Consider the following 4,776-nt stretch of genomic DNA (forward strand, 5'->3'; position numbering starts at 1 on the left):
GGCCTCTGTGCATTGTAGGGACACGGATTCACGGTAGGCATCGACGTCAGGGGTAGCGAACTATTTGCGCAGGTTCTCGATGCCAAGTTCGCGCCATATCCAAGTGAAGTCGTAGGTGGCCATCGGGTCGTTCGCGTCGAGTTGGCTGCTGCGGTTTTCGAGATGCTTGAGCCACCCGGCTACTCGGTGCCGGCCTGCGGCAGTTTGAACGGCTGCGCGCGGGGTGATGTCGCCGAGCATGCCGACGGGTTCATCGAGCGTCGCGCGGTACTGACGGTCGAGCATGGCATGGATGAGCGGGGTTGCAACCTCTGGCGCAATGGCGGGTGCCGGTGCGGATGATGTCAGCCCCTCGGCCCGCGCCGCCATGGCCTGTTCGACCGTCTCAATCGTGGTCAGCGGCGAGCCGACCAACCCGGCGAGCGCATCGTTGATAAGCGCGGTGCCGCGTTTCGCTCGCTCGGCCGAGGTGACGGCGAGCATCAGGGCGCGGCCTTTCAATTCGACATTGCCGAGCACCGGGGTGCCGTCCGCCATCGTCACACCCCACGCCATGCGCCCGGTGCTTTTCGCTTTTCCGTTCGGTTTCTCGCCCAGCCAGTTCCAAAAGTGCGTGGTTTCCCGCTGAAGCGCAGGGAGAGTATCAAGCCGCTCGCCGACCAGCGCCTGGGTCACGCCGCGTGCGAAGGGAAAGCGCACGCGGTGGAACATCACCTCCTCGCCATCACTGTTGTGCAGCGTGGGGATGGACGCCGGTCCCATGGTCCTGGGAACGACATCGAACAGCCATGCCGTGCTGATGAGGGCCGGAAGTGCAGCCAGATCGTCGGCGTCTAGGTTCAACGCGGTTTGCGGGCTGCGCTTGCCCTTCGAGCGCCGTAGATCGGCGACGATCGCCTCGGCCGCCTCCATAGTGAACGACAGCACGCCCCCCGACAGGAGGTGCTTGCCTCCGACCTGCACGACGCGGGCACCGATCCTGTCCCATTGCTTCAGCGTCTGCGAGGCGCTGCGCTCGGATACTCGAAGCGGCTCGCTGCCCTGGATCAGGTCACGCACAAGGAAGCCGCTCCCGGGCTCGACCTCGCTCACCTCGTGGAGGCTCATCACCGACGATCGGAGGGCACGCAGGTAGATTTTGGTCGGGCCGCTCTCGTTCCAGCCCCGGCGCCGAATATAGTCATCAACGATGTTCCGGTCCCCGGGTTCGATGGTGCGCGTGAGCAGATCCTCGAACGCGCATCCCCACAACACGCCGGCCCAATGATCGCCGACGATGTCCGCCAGCTCGTCCGCTTCGAAGTCGAACTCCTCCATCGCCAGCCCGAGATGATCGCCGAGCGCCTCGCCCAGATGCTCGCCCCAGGCCGGCGAGGTGGCGAACTTCATGACGCCGGACAGATCGTGACCACGCTTCATGCCTGTTCCCTCTGCTGCTGACTGAATTGCTGGCGGTGCGCGGCGACGATGCGCGAGACGGTGGGTTCGCTGACGCCGTAGAGCCGCGCCATCTCGGCACCGGACTTGCGGCCGGACGTGACGGACTCGGCGATTTCGCGGCGCTGCTTGTCGCCGAGCTTGGGCCGACGCCCGCCGATCCGTCCTTCTGCGCGAGCCTGGGCAAGGCCGGCGCTGGTACGCTCGCGGATCATGGCCCGCTCAAACTCGGCGAAGCTTCCCACCATCTGCATCATCATCCGCCCTGCCGCGGTGGTGGTGTCGATCGCCTCGGTCAGCGAACGAAAGCCCGCTCCCGCGTGCTCGATCCGCTCCATGATGTGCAGCATGTCCTTCAAGCTGCGCGACAGTCGGTCGAGCTTCCAGACGACGACGACATCTCCCTCGCGCAACTGGCCGATCATCTCCAGAAGCTTGGGTCGGTCCCACCGCCCACCGCTGGCGGTCTCCTCGAACATCCGCTTGCAGCCGGCGGCATCGAGCGCGCGCCGCTGCGCGGCGTTCGACTGGTCGTCGCCCTTCGATACGCGGGCATAGCCGATCAGATAGGGTTCGCGCGTCATCTGCGTCTCTTTCACAAACGGCCGTATCCGGAGGCCAGTGCGGCATGAACGGATTCCTGCGGCCTCTTGTCTTTCACAATCCTCTTTCAGAATCATGCCGAAAGGCAAGTGGTTTTTGGAGGTTCAAAGATGCCCGGACGGATTCCGATGACGACGCGGCAGCGCGCTGCCCTGCTGATGTTGCCCGACGACGAGGCGGCGATCGTGAAGCACTATAGTCTGTCAGGTGAGGACATGACCGCGATCGACACCGCGCGCACGCCCGCCACCCGACTCGGCTACGCCCTGCAGCTTTGTTGCCTGCGCTACCCGGGCCGGCATCTGCGCCACGGGGAACTGCTGCCTGCGGTCATGCTCGACCATATTGCCGAGCAGGTCGGGGTGGATGCAAAGGTCATAGCTGATTTCGCCAGACGCACGCCCACGCGCTACGATCAGCTCGCCGCGATCAAGACGCGCTTCGGCTTCAGCGATCTGAGCCGCCCGCACCGCGTGGAATTGCGGACATGGCTGACAAACGAGGCGGCGAGCATCATCGACGGACGCGCGCTGCTCGGCCGGCTTCTGGATGAGATGCGCGCGCGTCGGATCGTGATCCCGGGTGTCAGCGTCGTGGAGCGCATGGCGGCCGAGGCGATACATCAGGCGGAAACGGATCTCGTGGCCGCGATCGATGGCGGCCTTGGCCATGAGATGCGTCAGCAACTCGACGCGCTGATCGATGACAAGGTGCATGACCGGCAGAGCCGTCTGTCCTGGCTGCGCGAGCCAGAACCGCGTGTCGCATCCGCTTCGCTTTTGGAAATCGTCGAAAAGATCACGCTGATTCGTGGGACGGGCATATCGGCTTTCTCCCCTGATGTTCGCCACGAACCGCGCCTGGGGCAATTCGCCCGGGAGGGTGTGCGCTACACGGCACAGGCTTTCCAGCAAATGCGCCCGGCCCGCAGGCGGGTCGTGCTGCTCGCGACGCTGCGCGAGCTGGAGGCGACACTGACCGATGCGGCGATCGATATGTTCATTGCGCTCGTGGGGCGGGCCCATCTGCGCGCCCGCAAACGGCTCGAACAGCGCGTGGCCGTTTCCGGCCGCGAGGGCCGCGAACGGATGTTACGCATCGCCAGGGTTCTGGAAGCGATCAGCCAGGCGGCCCGGGCTGGCGGCGATGTCGCCGCGGCGGTCGATGCCGTGGCATCCCTCGACATCATCGACGCCGACGCCGCTATCATCCGACGTACCGCCTCACCGCACCGGAACGAGGTTCTGGACGAGATCGCGGCGGAATATCGCGCCTTCAAGCGGATGGGGCCGTCGTTCGTGCGCGCTTTTGATTTCCAGGGCCGGGCCGGAATGCAGCCGTTGCGCGATGCGATGGCGATCCTCGCCGATCTCGACGGAGACTGGCGCAGGGCGTTGCCCGATGACGTGCCGCTTGGCCATGTCGAGCACCGCTGGCGTCGGCATGTCATGACCGCAGGCGGGATCGATCGCACCCATTGGGAGATGGCGACTTACAGCGCGCTTTCCAATGCTTTGGCATCCGGTGGTATCTGGGTGCCGACCGCGCGCGTCCATCGCGCGCTCAGTGTGCTGCTTGCCCCACCGGCCAGCCCCGTACCGAAGCCCGCTTTCTCGCTCGGCGATCCGCACGCCTGGCTCGACGAGAGGGCGGCAAGGCTTGATAGCGCCCTGCGCGAGGTCGCCCGCGATCTGGACAAACGCGATCCCCCCCTTTTTGCCGGCGAGCGGCTGCGGTTTCCGAAAGACCCCAAAGAAGACCCTGGTCAGGATGAAGGGCGGCAACTTGCGCTCACCTGCTACGGCATGGTGCCTGCCACCCGTATCACGGATGTGCTGTCGCAGGTTCAACGATGGACCGGCTTCATCCAGCATTTCGGCCATGTCTCGACCGGTCTGCCTCCCGCCGACGAACGCGCCTTTCTTGCCACCTTGATCGCGGAGGCGACCAACCTTGGTCTGTCGCGCATGGCCGAAGTTTGCGGTGTCGCCTCGCGTCGCGCACTGTTGCGTATGCAGACGTGGCATATGCGCGAGGAAACGTTTCGCGCCGCGCTCGCCAGCCTGACCGACGCTATCCATGCCGAACCGCTCGCCGCCTGGTTTGGTTCGGGGCATCGCGCATCGGCCGATGGGCAGGCTTATTATCTCGGCGGTGCCGGCGAAGCCGGAGGAACGGTCAACGCACATTACGGTCGCGACCCCGTGGTCAAGATCTACACCACCATCACCGATCGATACGCACCGCTTCATCAGACGGTCATCGCCGGGACGGCGGGCGAGGCGATCCACGCACTCGACGGCATCCTCGGCCACGAAAGCAGCGCGGACATCACCGCCCTCCACACCGATGGTGGCGGCGTCTCCGATATCGTGTTCGCCGTCATGCATTTGCTCGGCCTCGATTTCGAGCCGCGCATTCCGCGCCTGTCGGATCGACAACTCTATGGTTTCGAGCCCGCGCGGCGCTATGGTCGGCTCGCACCGCTGTTCGGGCGCCGCCTCGGTCGGGACCTGATCGTCAGCCATTGGGCCGAAATTGCGGAGGTCATCGCGGCGATGCGCGACCGCACTGTCACACCGTCGCTGATTTTGAAGAAGCTGTCCGCCTATCGTCAACAAAACAGTCTTGCTGCGGCACTTCGGGAGGTCGGACGGATCGAGCGCACACTGTTCACGCTGCGCTGGTTCGACGACACCGATCTGCGCCGGACGGTCACCGCCGAACTCAACAAGG

At 65.1% G+C, this 4,776-nt stretch carries 3 protein-coding genes; 1 reads left to right on the plus strand and 2 read right to left on the minus strand.

Annotated features, from left to right (window positions below; translation table 11 throughout):
- Positions 1–60: 60 nt before the first annotated feature.
- Positions 61–1,419: a DUF7986 domain-containing protein gene (locus tag EWH12_RS21460; RefSeq protein WP_070936371.1), complete on the minus strand. Its 1,359-nt coding sequence runs from the start codon at positions 1,417–1,419 to the stop codon at positions 61–63.
- Positions 1,416–2,021: a recombinase family protein gene (locus tag EWH12_RS21465; RefSeq protein ID WP_099185149.1), complete on the minus strand. Its 606-nt coding sequence runs from the start codon at positions 2,019–2,021 to the stop codon at positions 1,416–1,418. Before EWH12_RS21465 ends, EWH12_RS21460 begins: the two co-directional genes overlap by 4 nt.
- Before the next feature lie 129 nt (positions 2,022–2,150).
- Between EWH12_RS21465 and EWH12_RS21470 the strand changes: the two genes are divergently transcribed.
- Positions 2,151–4,776: Tn3 family transposase (locus EWH12_RS21470; protein ID WP_242496171.1), on the plus strand; the 2,626-nt coding region annotated here is incomplete at its 3' end.

The sequence above is a fragment of the Sphingobium cupriresistens genome, assembly GCF_004152865.1.
Classification (GTDB): domain Bacteria; phylum Pseudomonadota; class Alphaproteobacteria; order Sphingomonadales; family Sphingomonadaceae; genus Sphingobium; species Sphingobium cupriresistens.

What these genes read in the sequence shown, in the direction of transcription:
- EWH12_RS21460 (WP_070936371.1), bottom strand. Translation starts at nt 1,419, where the DNA reads ATGAAGCGTGGTCACGATCTGTCCGGCGTCATGAAGTTCGCCACCTCG.
- EWH12_RS21465 (WP_099185149.1), bottom strand. Translation starts at nt 2,021, where the DNA reads ATGACGCGCGAACCCTATCTGATCGGCTATGCCCGCGTATCGAAGGGC.